Origin of the sequence: Algibacter sp. L3A6, from assembly GCF_009796825.1 — a bacterium.
Taxonomy (GTDB): domain Bacteria; phylum Bacteroidota; class Bacteroidia; order Flavobacteriales; family Flavobacteriaceae; genus Algibacter.
The window spans coordinates 1,994,518-2,009,555 of record NZ_CP047030.1 but is presented as its reverse complement, the minus strand read 5'-3'; the positions used below and the strand labels follow the sequence as shown (position 1 = coordinate 2,009,555).

The following is a 15,038-nucleotide window of genomic DNA, read 5'->3' as shown; positions in this document are numbered from 1 at the left end:
CTCCCGAAAAGGTCGGGGAGCTTAAACAGACCGTTCAATCGCTAACGCAAGATAAACGTCATGATTAAAAATATAATTTCAGGAATAAAAGCATACTTCGGTGCTTTCAGCTTAATATCAAAACTCAAACTCTGGAAATTCTTTGCAGTACCTATGCTAATTAGCGTGGTAACAGCAACCATTATATTCGGTTCAGCTTATGGGTTATCTGATAATGTCGGTAATTTCATCTCTAAAATTTGGATCTGGGATTGGGGCAAAGAAACCTTCACCTCTATCAGTACTTTTATTGGCGGGCTTGTTATTCTAGTTATAGGTCTAATATTGTTTAAACACATTATAATGGCTCTATCTGCGCCATTTATGAGTCCTGTTTCGGAAAAAATTGAAGCACACCTAACAGGCAACGCTCCACATTCTCACCGAGACACGACGTTTTTAGAACAATTAATGCGTGGTATTAAAATAAATGGACGAAATTTGTTAATGGAACTTCTATTAACTATCCCGTTACTTATTTTAAAATTCATACCTGTTGTAAATATTTTTTCAGCCATACTCCTATTCCTTTTACAAGCATACTATGCAGGTTTTGGTAATATGGATTACACCTTAGAGCGTCATTTTAAATACAAACAAAGTGTTCAATTTGTACGTAATAATCGTGGTTTAGCTATTGGTAATGGTATTGTTTTTATTCTATTTTTATTAATTCCAATTATTGGTGTTATTTTAGTGCTACCTTTATCGGTAACCGCAGCTACTGCAAAAACAGTTCATGCATTAGAATTAAAAAACAATACAACATATGGTAACGCTTAGTTTTAACAACTTCACCATTAACGCTATAAAAGCAACAGATGCTTGGCCATTATGTAATTTTATGGCCGCAAACGACGACCGCCTAAAACGGTATTTCCCTAAAACGTTACAGCAAAATTTAACACCCGATTTAGCACAATGCTTCAGCGATAAAAAGGTGAAACAATTTGATTTAAAAAAGGAGTTTCTATTCACCATAAAAGAAAATGGATCTAACGAAATTGCAGGTTTGATCTATCTAAAAGAACTCGATTGGACAACCAAGCAAGCCGAATTCGCTTACTGCATTGGCTATCAATTTGAAGGCAAAAGCATTACAACTAAAGCTGTTGGAGTTTTATCCGATTATGCTTTTGAAACTTTAGGCTTAAAAACGCTTCAAATTATAGTACATAAAGACAATCTTGCAAGTGTTGCTGTGGCAATGAATAACAGCTTCACTTGGATAAAAACATTAAAAAACGAACATACACCTCCAAACGAAAGCCCACTAGATATGGAACTTTACGAGTTGTATTATGAAATGGAATAATTTAAAATGAAAAACAAATTCTACCAATATATTCAAAACCTTCAAGATAGTATCACCTCTAAACTAGAAGCTATTGATGGTAAAGCAACCTTTCAAGAAGATATTTGGAAACGTCCAGAAGGCGGTGGCGGACGCACCCGAGTAATAGAACATGGAAATGTTTTCGAAAAAGGTGGTGTAAATATTTCAGGTGTAAACGGCAAATTACCAAAGTCTATGCAAGACTATTTTAAAGTTGGCGATGTCGATTTTTTTGCATGTGGTTTAAGTTTGGTACTTCACCCTACAAACCCAATGGTACCAACCGTGCATGCTAATTGGCGCTATTTTGAAATGTATGATAAAACTGGAGAGATTGTAGGTAGTTGGTTTGGTGGCGGACAAGATTTAACGCCTTATTATTTATTTGAAGAAGATGCTAAACATTTCCATCAAACATGTAAAACAGCCTGCGATAAACACAACCCAGAATTTTACCCAAAATACAAAGCACGCTGCGATGAATATTTCTACAATGCACACCGAAATGAAGGTCGTGGATTAGGCGGTCTATTTTTCGATTACTGTAAAGAAACCGAAACCATGAGCATGGAAAACTGGTACAATTTTGTAACCGAAGTTGGCGATAGTTTTTTAGAAGCTTATGTGCCAATTGTTGAAAAACGTAAAAATTTACCATATACCGAAGCCCAACGTAATTGGCAAGAAATTCGTCGAGGGCGTTATGTAGAATTCAATTTAGTACATGATAAAGGTACCCTTTTTGGATTAAAAACCAACGGACGTATAGAAAGTATTTTAATGAGCTTACCTCCGCATGTACAATGGGTTTACGATCATCATCCAGAAGCTGGCAGTGAAGAAGAAAAACTAATTGAAGTTTTACAAAATCCGATTGACTGGGTTTAAAATATTGATGTTTTTACTATGAATTGCCACTGCGGAAATTTAAAACCTTATACAGATTGTTGCCAAAAAGCGCACCATAATATTGCCGAAGCTAAAACAGCCGAACAACTTATGCGCTCGCGCTACAGTGCTTTTGTTTTAGCCAATGGCGATTATTTAATGGCTACGCATCACGTATCTACACGCCCAATAAAAGAAAAAAAAGCGATAGTAAACTGGGCGAAATCTGTAAAATGGATAAAATTAGAAGTTCTAGAAACTTCCGAAGGACAAGAAAACGATACCAAAGGTACAGTTACATTTAACGCTTACTTTTTCGAAAACGGAAAAGTAGATATGATACACGAAAAATCGGCTTTTGTACGAGAAAACAATCATTGGTCGTATTTAGGACTAAGTAAATAGAAAACATACTACAACATTATGAGTAAAATATTTCAACGCGTGTTTTTAATTATTAATTTTAAAACACTCTTGATCACGGGTTTATCTATTGCTTCCACAGCGTTTTGTTTACATTTTGAAATTAAAGCAGATTTCCCATTAACCCTAATTGGTACTGCCATTGTGTTCCCAATTGTTTTTTCTATTGGTGGCGCTTACAAACGTCGTGAAGTTGCTTTAGATGAATATGGTTCGATAAAAGCTCATGGTCGCGCGTTGTTTTTTGCAGTTTCAGACTGGGTAGAAAATCCACCCCAAGAACTCAAAGATGAATTAAAAGAAAATCTGAGAAACCTTTTAAACTCATGTAAGCATGTTTTTAGTAATCCTAAAGAACAACTAGAAGAAAACGAAAAAGGTGTATATACCAGCTTTGAAGATCTTTCTAAGTTTATAAAAAGTATGCGTGCACATGGTTTACCTTCTGGCGAAGCATCTCGTTCTAACCAGTTTTTAAGCAAAATGATGATTTCATTCGAGCGCATCAAACATATTTACCAATACAGAACACCAAGAACACTACGTACTTATAGTGATATTTTTATTGTCCTTTTACCAATTATCTACGGACCACATTTTGCACACAACGTAACTAGTTATAACTACGGCTTAGAGTTTGCTGTTCCTATTATGTTCAGTGTTATTTTAGTCGCTTTAGACAATATACAATCACACTTAGAAAATCCTTTCGATCAGCAAGGTGAAGATGATGTTTATATTAATGTCGATAAATTTATTAGAAATTTAGACTAAGTTTTTTTAACTTAATTATTTCCAAACCATCACCTCTTTTGATACTTTTTTAAAAGCCTGATGCACATGTGCCAATCGCGCTTTTAACAGTAATTTCCGGCCTTCTTTATGCCTTGTGTAAAACAATTTACTTTTGCCAATATGCGTGTTCCAATGTTTTTGAAAAACTACAGCTTTCGTTTTTTTATCTCCAAAAATCTCAGGAACCGGGTAAAAGTTTTCAATATCTAATCGCTTTCTGAAGAAACTACTTTTAATAATAAGATATCTCGGTGAATCTATCGGGTTTATAATTTCACTTAATGCTTTAGAGAATACAGTACTTTCATAAGCATTCCCACCAAGTAAACTACACGATACATCGCCTTTATTCACAAGACTGGATGTTACAATTAGCTCATCTTTTTTCGTTGTCATATAATTCAATTCAACCATAGTATCCAATATGGAAAGCCCCATATTTTGTATCTTTTTATACAGATACCCATGTTTTACATAAAGCGTTATAGCGCGATATAATTTAAGTCCAAACGAAAATAAAAAAGCAGCTAGAAAGGCATAAATAAAATATAGCACACCACGTTGTACAACAAGGTTTATACCTCTTAGAATAAACTCGACATAAAACACAGAAACAGCAAGCATTAACTCGACTACAAAAAAGCGAATGGCATCAAAGTAATATAATTGGCGCTGTCTAGTAAAAGGTTTATCGCCTATATAAAACAGCCTCACATCTTTGGCTAATCTTGTTCCTTTACCAATAGAGTCTTGCCATTTTTTGGTTGTTTCACTTCTATCTTTTGCACGTTTTAAAGTCACTTCATTTAAAACATCAATATCTTCTTCTAAAAAATGTTCAGGAAAATTTAAACGATCAATGCCGTTAGAAATAAACGGAACATCATTATTAGTAACACCTACAAAAGCATCAAAACGTCGCTTTAAAACTTCAACATCTCGCCCACCGCTTGCATCTGTAATATCTACACAAGCCAAATGCCAAATATTCCCAGTTTTATCTGGCTTATCGGCATCTTTTCTAATAGCACGACCACGCATTTGATTAGATGAAACAAACGAACCAATAAAGGAAGCTAAAATTAAACTATTGATAGAAGGCGCATCCCAACCTTCACCAAGCAACGATTTTGTACCCACCAGAACTTTAATATCTCCATCTTCAAAAAGTTTTGTAATAATACTTACAATGCTATTTTTTGTTTTAATTTTAGATGAAACCACTAAAAAATCGACATCAATTTCTAAAGAAGAAAATGAAAAATCATCGCAACTTTCAATCTTATCAAAAGCCTTCAACACATTTTTATGTACAATAACTAAGCTTCCTGAAAGCACCGCTAGGTCTTCTTTATGCGAGCAGCTACTCCTTATAAATTGAAATATTGGCATAACACCAATACTATTTATAAGTTCTTTTTGCGTGTTTAAAAATTCCTTCCGAATGTAATCGGTTAAAATAACGCATCGTAAATCTTCTTTTAAATTTTCGCGTTCAGCCTTTACAATATCAACAACACTTTTTAATTTACTCGGGCTGTTTGAGAGTGATTTATACAGCAAATTTTCACCAATAAAATCTACTCTTCTTTTTCGAAACACATCTAATTGGCGGAGTTTCTTTTCCAATCTCATTAAATAAACTTCGTGATCTATCAAAAGTTCTCGATCGGACACTAATAAATTCTGAAATAAAACACCCAACCATTCTAATTGTAGCCCTGGAAACTGAATTGTTTCATCACTCTCAAAACCAAGAAGTTCAAGTTTTTCCTTTTCAATACTAATTCCGCAGGCATTTAAAAAAATAAGAATCGCCGAAAAATATTCAGTATTGCTATAAATAGCTTCTAAATGATACTTCGGGCTTTTATAAAAACGATGAGCTTTCAGAAAAGATATAAAAGCTTCATCCTCTATTAATTCATCCTTAAACCTTGCTATTTTCTCTCTATATTCAACTATAAAATTAATCTCTAAATCTTCAGGTTTAGAAAAGTAAACAAAATCTTGATGAGGACATAAATCGGTTTCTCTAACCAAGTCCGGCACCGCAATTTCATCGTCTATGTCTCCACAAAGCTTAAAGTATTTAGCAACTTCCGTTCTATCGCTATCATAAGGTGGCGTGGCGGTTAAGGCCACTAAATGAAACGGAATATTTTCTTTTAAATCAATTAAGCAGGTCCACCATGCATTTTTTAAATGATGCGCTTCATCTAAAACCAATGTTTGAATATTATGCTTTTTGAAAAAGGCGTAATAATCATTTTTATCTTCGAACGTTTTGTAAAAAGCATGTAACGATTGGTAAGTAGAAAAGGTAATATCTTTAGGCGCTTTTAAATCGAAAGAAAACGGCTCAAAATCTTCATCTCTAGTAAAAAAGGTTTGTAAGCGGTTTTCCCATTGATTTCTAATGGTTAAGGTGGGTGCTAAAACCAAGGTTTTCTTGTTTAACTTTCTAATAATTTCAATACCGAGAATGGTTTTCCCAGATCCTGGAGGTGCAATAACATGAAAATGATTATCCTCAATATGAGTATTGAAGTGTTTTAGCAAATTAGCCTGATAACTTCGCCAAGGAAAGTTAAATTCTAAAAATCGAAACGATTCGAGCAAGATAAAAAGGGTTTAAATTATTAACTTTGTATTCGATAAAAGTAATAAAAACTATGTATCCATTACGAAGAAATAGAAGATTGAGAACTAATGAAGCTATTCGTAGCTTAGTTCGTGAAACTGTAATAACTCCAAACGACTTTTTAGTACCACTTTTTGTGGTTGAAGGGAAAGGTATTAAAGATGAAATAGCATCGATGCCAAACTATTTTAGGTATAGTTTAGATTTATTAGAAGGTGAAATAAAAGAACTTTGGAGCCTTGGACTAAAATCGGTTTTACTTTTTGTAAAAGTGCCAGATAACTTAAAAGATAATAAAGGCACTGAAGCTTTAAACCCGAACGGATTAATGCAACGCGCCATTAAAACTATAAAAAACGTTTGTCCGGATATGTTAGTGATGACGGATGTTGCACTAGATCCTTATTCTTCTTTTGGACATGATGGTATTGTACAAAATGGTATGATTATAAACGATGAGTCTGCTGCTGTATTATCGCAAATGGCTTTAACACATGCACAAGCAGGAGCCGATTTTGTTGCGCCTAGTGATATGAATGATGGCAGAACCTTACAAATTCGTCAACTATTAGAAAACGAAGGTTTTAAAAATACGGGGATTATGAGTTATTCAGCAAAATACGCATCGGCTTTTTACGGGCCTTTTCGTGATGCTCTAGACTCGGCTCCTGTTGATTTGGTTGATGTACCAAAAGATAAAAAAACCTACCAAATGGATTGCGGAAATAGAATAGAAGCTATACGCGAAACACTAATGGATATTGATGAAGGATCGGATATTGTTATGGTAAAACCGGGCTTATCTTACCTTGATATTTTAAGAGATATTAAAAATGAAGTAGATGTTCCTGTAGCAGTATATCAAGTTTCTGGCGAATATGCTATGATAAAAGCAGCCGCTGAAAAAGGCTGGTTAAATCACGACCAAGTTATGATGGAAACTACCATGGCTTTTAAACGTGCTGGTGCCGATATTATAGCAAGTTACTTTGCTAAAGATGTCGTGAAAATTTTGAATGGATAATTTCAAAAACCAATAAATTTACAAATCGTCAACTTAGATAAGTTAATATTTAGGTTGACGATTTTTTTTGTTTTTGTTCTTTTTTATCCGCCTTATTGCCTGCTTTTATAATAATCTAGTGGTACTTGTATTATTTCATCTTTAAATTGATTTGATTTTGTAAATTAGCATTTAACAAAATCATCATTAATGAGCGCATTAATTTTCTGGGCAACCATATCCGTTTTCTTTTCTTTTTTATGTTCTATACTCGAGGCCGTTTTACTGAGTGTAACACCCACCTTTATAAATGTTAAAAAGCAAGAAGGCAAAGATTACGCTTTAACGTTAGAAACTTTAAAGAAAGATGTAGATAAACCTCTAATTGCAATTTTAACATTAAACACTATTGCGCATACTTTAGGCGCTATGATGGTGGGGATTCAAGCAGAAAGTTTACCATACAAAATAGAGTTCTGGGGTATTAATACCGTAGGTGTTGTTTCGGCAATTATGACGTTGCTTATTTTAGTGGCTTCGGAAATTATCCCGAAAACAATTGGTGCCATGTACTGGAAACAATTGGCAAATTTTACTTCTAAAGCTTTAGTTGTTTTAATCTTCCCATTAAAATGGACAGGAATTTTATGGGTACTTCAACTTACAACAAAACTTATTGGCGGTAAAGGCCATGGTAGCGTTTTAAGCCGTGAAGGCTTTTTAGTAATGGCCGATATGGCTCAAGAAGAAGGTGTTTTTCAAGAAAATGAAAGTAAAATAATAAAGAATTTATTAACCTTTAAGGAAGTCTTTGCTAAAAACGTGATGACACCAAGAACGGTTATGCTTGCCGAAGATCAAAACGCTACAGTAGAAGAGTTTTTTAACAGAAACTTAAACTTACGTTTTTCTAGAATTCCTATTTTTTCTGAGAACCCAGATAACATTACAGGCTTAGTTTTAAAAGATGAAGTTTTTAAAGAAATGGCTCTAGGAAACGGCACAAAAAAACTATCTGAACTTACAAGAAATATAATAATTGTAGACCGTAATTTACCAATACCAAAACTTTTTGAACAACTTGTAGAAACTAGAAACCATATGGCTTTAGTGGTAGATGAGTACGGATCTGTTAGTGGTTTGGTGACTATGGAAGATGTTATTGAAACACTTTTAGGTTTAGAGATTATGGACGAGAGTGATAACGTATCTGATTTACAATCTATGGCCAGAAAAAGTTGGGAAGCACGAGCTAAAAAACTTGGTATCCTTGACGAAGACAGCCCTAAAAACTAATGGAAACCTGCATCATCAAATCACCTTTGGGTTTCACCAAAATAGTTGGCGATGTAGATGGTATTACTCAGGTAACGGTTTTAAATTCTGAAGAAAAAGAAACCGATATTATCCCTATAGAGCTTGAAGAATGTGCAACGCAACTTCAAGAATATTTTGAAGGCATACGCACAGAGTTCAGTTTAAAACTAAACGCACAAGGCACTGATTTCCAAAAGCGTGTTTGGGATGCCTTAGAGCAAATCCCGCATGGTAAAACCACATCATACCTAGACCTTTCTAAAGAGCTAGGAGATGTAAAAGCCATTAGAGCAGTTGCCAATGCTAACGGTAAAAATCCGCTTTGGATTATTGTACCATGCCATCGTGTTATTGGTAGTAACGGTAGCTTAACAGGTTACGCAGGCGGACTTCACAGAAAAAAATGGCTCATAGAACACGAAAGCCCATACAAACAACAATCGCTTTTTTAGAATGTACAGAACCATAACAAAGATTGCAAAACGTTTTTTTACCGATGCTCAAATTTATAAATACGGGTTCAACTGGTCTCCAATGTACAGAAGATCTACAGGTCGATTACTTAAGGTTTCGGAAGATTTAATGTACGTTAAAATTAAAATCCCGTTAAGTATTAAAAACCGAAATTTTGTAGGTACTATTTTTGGCGGTAGCCTATTTTCGGCAACCGACCCGATTTACATGATTCAGCTCATGAATATTCTTGGAGACGACTATGTAGTTTGGGATAAAAGCGCCACCATAAATTTTAAACGCCCTGCAAAAGAAACCGTGTTTGCAGAATTTATTTTTTCCGAAGAAGATTTAAATCTTATTAAAACTGAAGTTTCTAAAAATGGAGAATTCAACTTGGTAAAAACCCCAAACATTGTAGATAAAAACGGTACTATTATCGCCGAATTATCAAAAACTATTTATGTTGCCGATAAAGTATTTTACAAAAATAAACGAAAACGTAAAACGAATTCTCCCGCTTAAAACAAACCTTCTTTTTTTATTAGTATAGAATTTTATTATCTTTAGTTTCTATACTAAACCAAATAAATGACATTCCTTAAAAAACTTATTAAATGGCTCGCCATAATAATCGTTCTACTTATTGCTGTACTTTATATCACCGATACAGACTACTTAATAAAAGCCGTTAGAACCATATATCTAAAAGGCCACACCACAGCTTTTCTAGAAGATTATAAAGAACTAGATAACAGAGTGATTGAAACGGACACACCTATCCCTTGGCCAAACCATACAGATTATAATTCTGTAAAAGAGACCGAAACGCTATCTGAAATCAATTCGCAAAACGGAACCATTGCCTACGTGATTATTAAAAACGATAGTATTTGGTTCGAAAATTACTACGACAGTTTTAGCGCAAACTCACCATCAAATTCCTTTTCGATGGCCAAAAGCTATGTGTCGGGACTTTTAGGTAAAGCGATACAAGAGGGTTATATAAAAAATTTAGACCAACCAGTTTGCGATTTTTTACCTGAATTTTGTGACGGATTAGCAGAAACCATGACGGTTGGAGATTTATCTAGTATGGCTTCTGGCACTAATTGGGACGAAGCCTACTACTCGCCTCTATCTATTACAACACGTGCTTATTTTGATGACGACCTAGCGAAAGTAACAAACAGTCTAAAGGTTGTAGATACTCCTGGACAGTCTTTTATATACGCTAGTGGAGACACACAAATGTTAGCCATGGTGATAGAAAAAGCTACGGGCAAAAAACTCTATAATTATTTAACCGAAAGCTTCTGGAAACCTTTAAATTCTGAAAACTCAACCTTATGGCAGGTCGATAGCGAAACTCACGATTTAGTAAAAGCCTATTGCTGTATAGCGAGTAATGCTAAAGATTTTGCGCGCTTTGGTAAACTTTACAAAGACCATGGAAAATGGAACGGCAAACAAATTTTAGACTCCGCTTTTGTGGCAAAATCAATTAAACCACGCTTTAAAAACAGTCCGGAATATGGTTATGGTTGGTGGCTAAGAACAATAAAAGATAAACACTTTTTTATGATGCGTGGCCACTTAGGGCAGTACGTTATTGTAGAACCAAACGATAATTTAATAATAGTAAGGTTAGGACACTCTAAAGGGCCAATAAAAACAGTAGCTACGTTTACCGACGATATTTCTGTGTATATAAACGAAGCCTATAAAATGCTAGAAAAATGATACGTAAACTTAACTTAGAAAACATTTTATTTCTGGATATTGAAACTGTTCCGGAAACACAATATTTCTCTGATTTAGATGAAACAAAACAAGCGCTTTGGGAACACAAATCGAAATACCAGCGCAAAGAAGATGAAACCGCCGAAGAATTTTATAACCGCGCCGGAATTTGGGCAGAGTTTGGTAAAATAGTTTGTATTTCGGTGGGCTATTTTAAAATCACGGATGAGTCACGAAGTTTTAGAACAACTTCTTTCCATGGCGAAGAAGTTAAACTTTTAACTGATTTTAAAACCCTATTAAACACTCATTTTAATCAAGCAAAACACTTACTTTGCGGTCACAATGGTAAAGAATTCGATTTTCCGTTTATTGCTAGACGCATGATTATAAACGATATTGAAATACCACAAAAATTAAATTTATTTGGTAAAAAACCTTGGGAAGTACCACATCTAGATACTCTAGAATTATGGAAATTTGGTGATTATAAAACCTATACCTCCTTAAAGCTATTAACTAGCGTATTAGGTATTCCGTCTCCAAAAGATGATATTGATGGTAGCGAGGTTTATCGTGTATTTTACGAAGAAAAAGAAATTGATAGAATTGTAACATATTGCGAAAAAGATACCATTGCTGTGGCACAGATATTTTTACGATTACGAGGTGATGCCATTTTAACAAACGACGAAATTATTCATATTTAATGAAGAAAAACATACTTAGCATAACCGATTTATCCATTGCATTTAATGGCAACGAAGTCATCCATAACATATCTTTCAACCTAAAGGAAAATGAAATTTTAGGTATTGTAGGCGAATCGGGTTCAGGGAAATCGGTATCCTCATTAGCCATTTTAGGCTTACTTCCGAAGAAAATTTCTAAAATAACCTCAGGAAACATTCTCTTTAATAATGAAGATTTAACCAAACTATCATCCAAAGCATTTCAAAATATAAGAGGTAAAAAAATAGCCATGATTTTTCAAGAACCAATGAGTTCTTTAAATCCGTCTATGACTTGTGGCAAGCAAGTACAAGAAATTCTTTTACAGCACACCAATTTATCTAAAAAAGAATCCGAAAACGAAACGCTATCTTTATTCGAAAAAGTAAAGCTACCCGACGTAAAACGCACCTACACCAAATATCCACACGAAATATCTGGAGGCCAAAAACAACGCGTTATGATTGCGATGGCTATTGCATGTAAACCCGATGTTTTAATTGCCGACGAACCTACAACAGCACTAGATGTTACCGTACAAAAAGATATAATAAAACTTCTAAAAGAACTACAGGCTGAAACCAAAATGAGTATTATTTTCATTACTCACGATTTGGCTTTAATCTCCGAAATAGCGAACCATGTTTTGGTTATGTTTAGAGGGAACTTAGTTGAAGAAGGCTTAGTTAAAACTATATTCAAAAACCCACAACACAATTACACCAAAGCATTAATTAACTCGCGTCCATCATTAGATACACGCCTAAAAACCTTACCAACAATAAAAGATTTTTTGGAAGACACAACCTCTACCGAAATTGTAACCGACCATGACAGGCAAGTAAATCATGAAAAAATTTATAGCCAAACACCGTTATTAGAAGTTATTAATGTTGAAAAAGAATATTTATCTAGTGCTGGATTCTTTAAAAAAGCGACATCTTTTAAAGCCGTAAATAATGTAAGTTTCAAATTATATCCTGGTGAAACATTAGGATTAGTAGGTGAATCTGGCTGCGGAAAATCGACACTTGGTAACGCTATCCTTCAATTAGATAAAGCCACGGCAGGACAAATTTTGTATAACGGTATTGATATCACAAAATTAGATAAAACTGAAACTAGAAAACTTAGAAAAGATATTCAAATTATATTCCAAGATCCTTACTCCTCATTAAATCCAAGAATGCCAGTTGGAGAAGCCATTATGGAACCTATGAAAGTTCATGGACTATTCAACTCTACTAAAGAAAGGAAAGAAAAAGTTATTGATATTTTAAACCGTGTTGGTCTATCTGAAGATTATTTTAATAGATATCCTCACGAATTTTCTGGCGGGCAGCGCCAACGTATTGGTATTGCGCGCACCATTGCTTTACAACCCAAACTTATTGTTTGCGACGAGTCTGTTTCTGCACTTGACATATCAGTACAAGCACAAGTTTTAAACCTATTAAATGAGCTAAAAAAAGATTTCGGTTTTACTTATATCTTTATTTCACACGATTTAGCCGTTGTAAAGTATATGAGCGACCAATTATTAGTTATGAATAAAGGTCAAATTGAAGAATTGGACGATGCCGATACTATCTACAAAGCTCCAAAAAAGGATTATACAAAAAAGCTTATTGAAGCTATTCCGAAAGGGATTTAATAAGAATTGTGAAATAGATTCACGCTATAACTTGGGGAAGTTATAGCATGAAAATTTTCTTGGTCAAGTAAAGTAGGCCTTTTAAAAATTGCAAGTTTCCTTGTACAGATTCTTGAAATTTACTTGTTTTAAATGTAGGTTGTTCAGGTAGATTTGGTGCAAAATTCATAAGGGTTAGGTTATGGTAGATTTGGGGGAAATCTATAATTAAACTTGGTTTCTTTGTTCTCTGTAAAGATATTCTTTTCTTTGAATAAATCAGTTTAAAAACATATATTATCGATGAAATACATTAAATTTTAACATTTAAGTCAACTCACACCCACAAACTACCTAAAAACAACTTATTAAAATTGCATCTCTGGTATGTCTCCATCAATAATTAAAGTGCCTTCTGTTGCGTTCTTTATGTCTTCTACAGAAACACCTGGAGCCCGTTCTAAAAGTTTAAACCCTACCGCTGTTACTTCTAACACAGCAAGGTTGGTTACAATTCTTTTAACACATCCAACACCTGTTAACGGCAACGTACATTTTTTAAGAAGTTTAGACTCACCTTTTTTATTAGTATGCATCATGGCAACAATAATATTTTCGGCACTTGCTACCAAATCCATCGCTCCTCCCATGCCTTTAACCATACGCCCCGGAATCTTCCAGTTTGCAATATCTCCATTTTCGGCCACTTCCATAGCACCTAGAATAGTTAAATCGACATGCTGACCACGAATCATTGCGAAACTCAAAGCCGAATCGAAAAAGCTAGCCCCAGGTAAAGCCGTTATAGTTTGTTTTCCTGCATTTATAACATCGGCATCTTCTTCTCCCTCAAAAGGGAAAGGTCCCATGCCTAAAACGCCGTTTTCACTTTGAAATTCGACCTCTATATCTTCTCTAACATAATTCGCTACCAACGTTGGAATACCAATTCCTAAATTAACGTAATAACCATCCTGAACTTCTTTTGCAATGCGCTTTGCTATACCTATTTTATCTAACATGATTTTGTGTCTTTATTAGTTCCGCGAAAGCGAAAACATCTTAATTGGATTCTTAATTTTAAAACTCTACCTAAAAGAATAACAAATTTAAACGCGCGGTCTTACTGTGCGTTGCTCAATTCGTTTCTCATAACGTTCTCCTTGAAAAATACGCTGTACAAAAATACCAGGAATATGAATTTGATTCGGATCTAAGCTTCCTAGTGGCACCAACTCTTCAACCTCAGCAACAGTAATTTTTGCAGCACCACACATTACCGGATTAAAATTTCGAGCGGTTCCTTTAAAAATCAAATTACCTGCGGCATCGCCTTTCCAGGCCTTAACAAAAGCAAAATCGGCTTTAAACGCATGCTCTAACACATACATTTTACCATCAAATTCTCTCGTTTCTTTACCTTCGGCTACTTCGGTTCCATAACCTGCAGGTGTGTAAATAGCAGGGAATCCCGCTTGAGCAGCTCGACATCTTTCAGCTAATGTACCTTGCGGAATAAGTTCAACATCGAGTTCTCCAGAAAGCATTTGGCGTTCAAATTCATCATTTTCGCCAACATAAGAAGAAATCATTTTTTTAATCTGTTTTTTTTGAAGTAGTAAACCCAATCCAAAATCATCAACACCTGCATTATTAGAAATACAGGTTAAACCATGAACTCCAAGTTTTACTAACTTAGCTATAGCATTTTCGGGAATGCCACTCAATCCAAATCCGCCTAGCATAAAGGTCATATTTTCTTTTACACCATTTAGCGCGGCATCAACATTAGCTACTTTCTTATTTATCATTATGAATCCGTTTTAGAATTAAGCTTCCTGTTTTTATAAAAACATCATTTAAAGCTGCTTAAATTTACGAATAATTCAAAAGAATATTAAAATTTAAACAAATAATATTATCAACGTTTTAGTTAAATAAAATTGAACCATAAAATCTTTCATCTCCAATAATTTATGGGTATAGTTTACACGGAAAAATTTATTAAAAAGAAACCTATTCAAGACTTAAC

Annotated in this window: 15 protein-coding genes; 12 read left to right on the top strand and 3 right to left on the bottom strand. The window is 34.4% G+C overall.

Annotation, left to right across the window (positions count from 1 at the left end; all coding sequences use genetic code 11):
- Positions 1-60 precede the first annotated feature (60 nt).
- The 5 genes from GQR98_RS08425 to GQR98_RS08405 are packed head-to-tail and all read left to right on the top strand — an operon-like array spanning position 61 to position 3,460.
- Positions 61-822, top strand: a complete 762-nt coding sequence (locus tag GQR98_RS08425; protein ID WP_159019126.1) for an EI24 domain-containing protein — start codon at positions 61-63, stop codon at positions 820-822.
- Complete coding sequence (locus tag GQR98_RS08420) at positions 809-1,354, top strand: GNAT family N-acetyltransferase (protein WP_159019125.1); 546 nt, start codon at positions 809-811, stop codon at positions 1,352-1,354. Before GQR98_RS08425 ends, GQR98_RS08420 begins: the two co-directional genes overlap by 14 nt.
- A 6-nt stretch (positions 1,355-1,360) precedes the next feature.
- Positions 1,361-2,263 (top strand): oxygen-dependent coproporphyrinogen oxidase, encoded by a 903-nt coding sequence (gene hemF, locus GQR98_RS08415; RefSeq protein WP_159019124.1) that lies wholly within the window; start codon positions 1,361-1,363, stop codon positions 2,261-2,263.
- An 18-nt stretch (positions 2,264-2,281) separates the two neighbouring features.
- Complete coding sequence (locus GQR98_RS08410) at positions 2,282-2,668, top strand: YchJ family protein (protein ID WP_159019123.1); 387 nt, start codon at positions 2,282-2,284, stop codon at positions 2,666-2,668.
- A gap of 18 nt (positions 2,669-2,686) precedes the next feature.
- Positions 2,687-3,460, top strand: a complete 774-nt coding sequence (locus GQR98_RS08405; RefSeq protein ID WP_159019122.1) for a hypothetical protein — start codon at positions 2,687-2,689, stop codon at positions 3,458-3,460.
- 15 nt (positions 3,461-3,475) lie between these two features.
- On the opposite strand, the gene GQR98_RS08400 is transcribed toward GQR98_RS08405, so the two are convergent.
- The gene (locus GQR98_RS08400; protein ID WP_159019121.1) at positions 3,476-6,103 is read right to left on the bottom strand and encodes a DEAD/DEAH box helicase family protein; all 2,628 of its coding nucleotides are present in this window, start codon (positions 6,101-6,103) and stop codon (positions 3,476-3,478) included.
- A gap of 53 nt (positions 6,104-6,156) precedes the next feature.
- On the opposite strand from GQR98_RS08400, the gene hemB reads away from it, so the two are divergent.
- From hemB to GQR98_RS08365, 7 genes are all read left to right on the top strand, one after another.
- Complete coding sequence (gene hemB / locus GQR98_RS08395) at positions 6,157-7,149, top strand: porphobilinogen synthase (RefSeq protein WP_158845612.1); 993 nt, start codon at positions 6,157-6,159, stop codon at positions 7,147-7,149.
- Positions 7,150-7,338: 189 nt separating this feature from the next.
- The gene (locus GQR98_RS08390; RefSeq protein WP_159019120.1) at positions 7,339-8,424 is read left to right on the top strand and encodes a CNNM domain-containing protein; all 1,086 of its coding nucleotides are present in this window, start codon (positions 7,339-7,341) and stop codon (positions 8,422-8,424) included.
- A complete protein-coding gene (locus tag GQR98_RS08385; protein WP_159019119.1) occupies positions 8,424-8,897 on the top strand; it encodes a methylated-DNA--[protein]-cysteine S-methyltransferase in 474 nt (157 codons plus the stop codon). Before GQR98_RS08390 ends, GQR98_RS08385 begins: the two co-directional genes overlap by 1 nt.
- 1 nt (position 8,898) lies before the next feature.
- Positions 8,899-9,423 carry a DUF4442 domain-containing protein gene (locus GQR98_RS08380; protein WP_159019118.1) on the top strand — a complete coding sequence of 175 codons (525 nt, stop codon included), beginning with the start codon at positions 8,899-8,901 and terminating at the stop codon, positions 9,421-9,423.
- A 66-nt stretch (positions 9,424-9,489) separates the two neighbouring features.
- Complete coding sequence (locus GQR98_RS08375) at positions 9,490-10,641, top strand: serine hydrolase domain-containing protein (protein ID WP_159019117.1); 1,152 nt, start codon at positions 9,490-9,492, stop codon at positions 10,639-10,641.
- Entirely contained in the window at positions 10,638-11,351 is a 714-nt protein-coding gene (locus tag GQR98_RS08370; RefSeq protein ID WP_159019116.1) for a 3'-5' exonuclease, read from the top strand. Before GQR98_RS08375 ends, GQR98_RS08370 begins: the two co-directional genes overlap by 4 nt.
- On the top strand, positions 11,351-13,027 hold the full coding sequence (locus GQR98_RS08365) for an ABC transporter ATP-binding protein (RefSeq protein WP_159019115.1): 1,677 nt from the start codon (positions 11,351-11,353) through the stop codon (positions 13,025-13,027). Before GQR98_RS08370 ends, GQR98_RS08365 begins: the two co-directional genes overlap by 1 nt.
- Positions 13,028-13,374: 347 nt before the next feature.
- On the opposite strand, the gene GQR98_RS08360 is transcribed toward GQR98_RS08365, so the two are convergent.
- Both GQR98_RS08360 and GQR98_RS08355 read right to left on the bottom strand, forming a co-directional pair.
- Entirely contained in the window at positions 13,375-14,028 is a 654-nt protein-coding gene (locus GQR98_RS08360) for a CoA transferase subunit B (RefSeq protein WP_159019114.1), read from the bottom strand.
- A gap of 87 nt (positions 14,029-14,115) precedes the next feature.
- Positions 14,116-14,817 (bottom strand): CoA transferase subunit A, encoded by a 702-nt coding sequence (locus GQR98_RS08355; RefSeq protein WP_159019113.1) that lies wholly within the window; start codon positions 14,815-14,817, stop codon positions 14,116-14,118.
- Positions 14,818-15,038 lie beyond the last annotated feature (221 nt).

Excerpts from the sequence above, each read along its gene's own strand:
- GQR98_RS08425 (WP_159019126.1), top strand. The coding sequence starts at position 61 with ATGATTAAAAATATAATTTCAGGAATAAAAGCATACTTCGGTGCTTTC.
- GQR98_RS08420 (WP_159019125.1), top strand. The coding sequence starts at position 809 with ATGGTAACGCTTAGTTTTAACAACTTCACCATTAACGCTATAAAAGCA.
- hemF (WP_159019124.1), top strand. The coding sequence starts at position 1,361 with ATGAAAAACAAATTCTACCAATATATTCAAAACCTTCAAGATAGTATC.
- GQR98_RS08410 (WP_159019123.1), top strand. The coding sequence starts at position 2,282 with ATGAATTGCCACTGCGGAAATTTAAAACCTTATACAGATTGTTGCCAA.
- GQR98_RS08405 (WP_159019122.1), top strand. The coding sequence starts at position 2,687 with ATGAGTAAAATATTTCAACGCGTGTTTTTAATTATTAATTTTAAAACA.
- hemB (WP_158845612.1), top strand. The coding sequence starts at position 6,157 with ATGTATCCATTACGAAGAAATAGAAGATTGAGAACTAATGAAGCTATT.
- GQR98_RS08390 (WP_159019120.1), top strand. The coding sequence starts at position 7,339 with ATGAGCGCATTAATTTTCTGGGCAACCATATCCGTTTTCTTTTCTTTT.
- GQR98_RS08385 (WP_159019119.1), top strand. The coding sequence starts at position 8,424 with ATGGAAACCTGCATCATCAAATCACCTTTGGGTTTCACCAAAATAGTT.
- GQR98_RS08380 (WP_159019118.1), top strand. The coding sequence starts at position 8,899 with ATGTACAGAACCATAACAAAGATTGCAAAACGTTTTTTTACCGATGCT.
- GQR98_RS08375 (WP_159019117.1), top strand. The coding sequence starts at position 9,490 with ATGACATTCCTTAAAAAACTTATTAAATGGCTCGCCATAATAATCGTT.
- GQR98_RS08370 (WP_159019116.1), top strand. The coding sequence starts at position 10,638 with ATGATACGTAAACTTAACTTAGAAAACATTTTATTTCTGGATATTGAA.
- GQR98_RS08365 (WP_159019115.1), top strand. The coding sequence starts at position 11,351 with ATGAAGAAAAACATACTTAGCATAACCGATTTATCCATTGCATTTAAT.
- GQR98_RS08360 (WP_159019114.1), bottom strand. The coding sequence starts at position 14,028 with ATGTTAGATAAAATAGGTATAGCAAAGCGCATTGCAAAAGAAGTTCAG.
- GQR98_RS08355 (WP_159019113.1), bottom strand. The coding sequence starts at position 14,817 with ATGATAAATAAGAAAGTAGCTAATGTTGATGCCGCGCTAAATGGTGTA.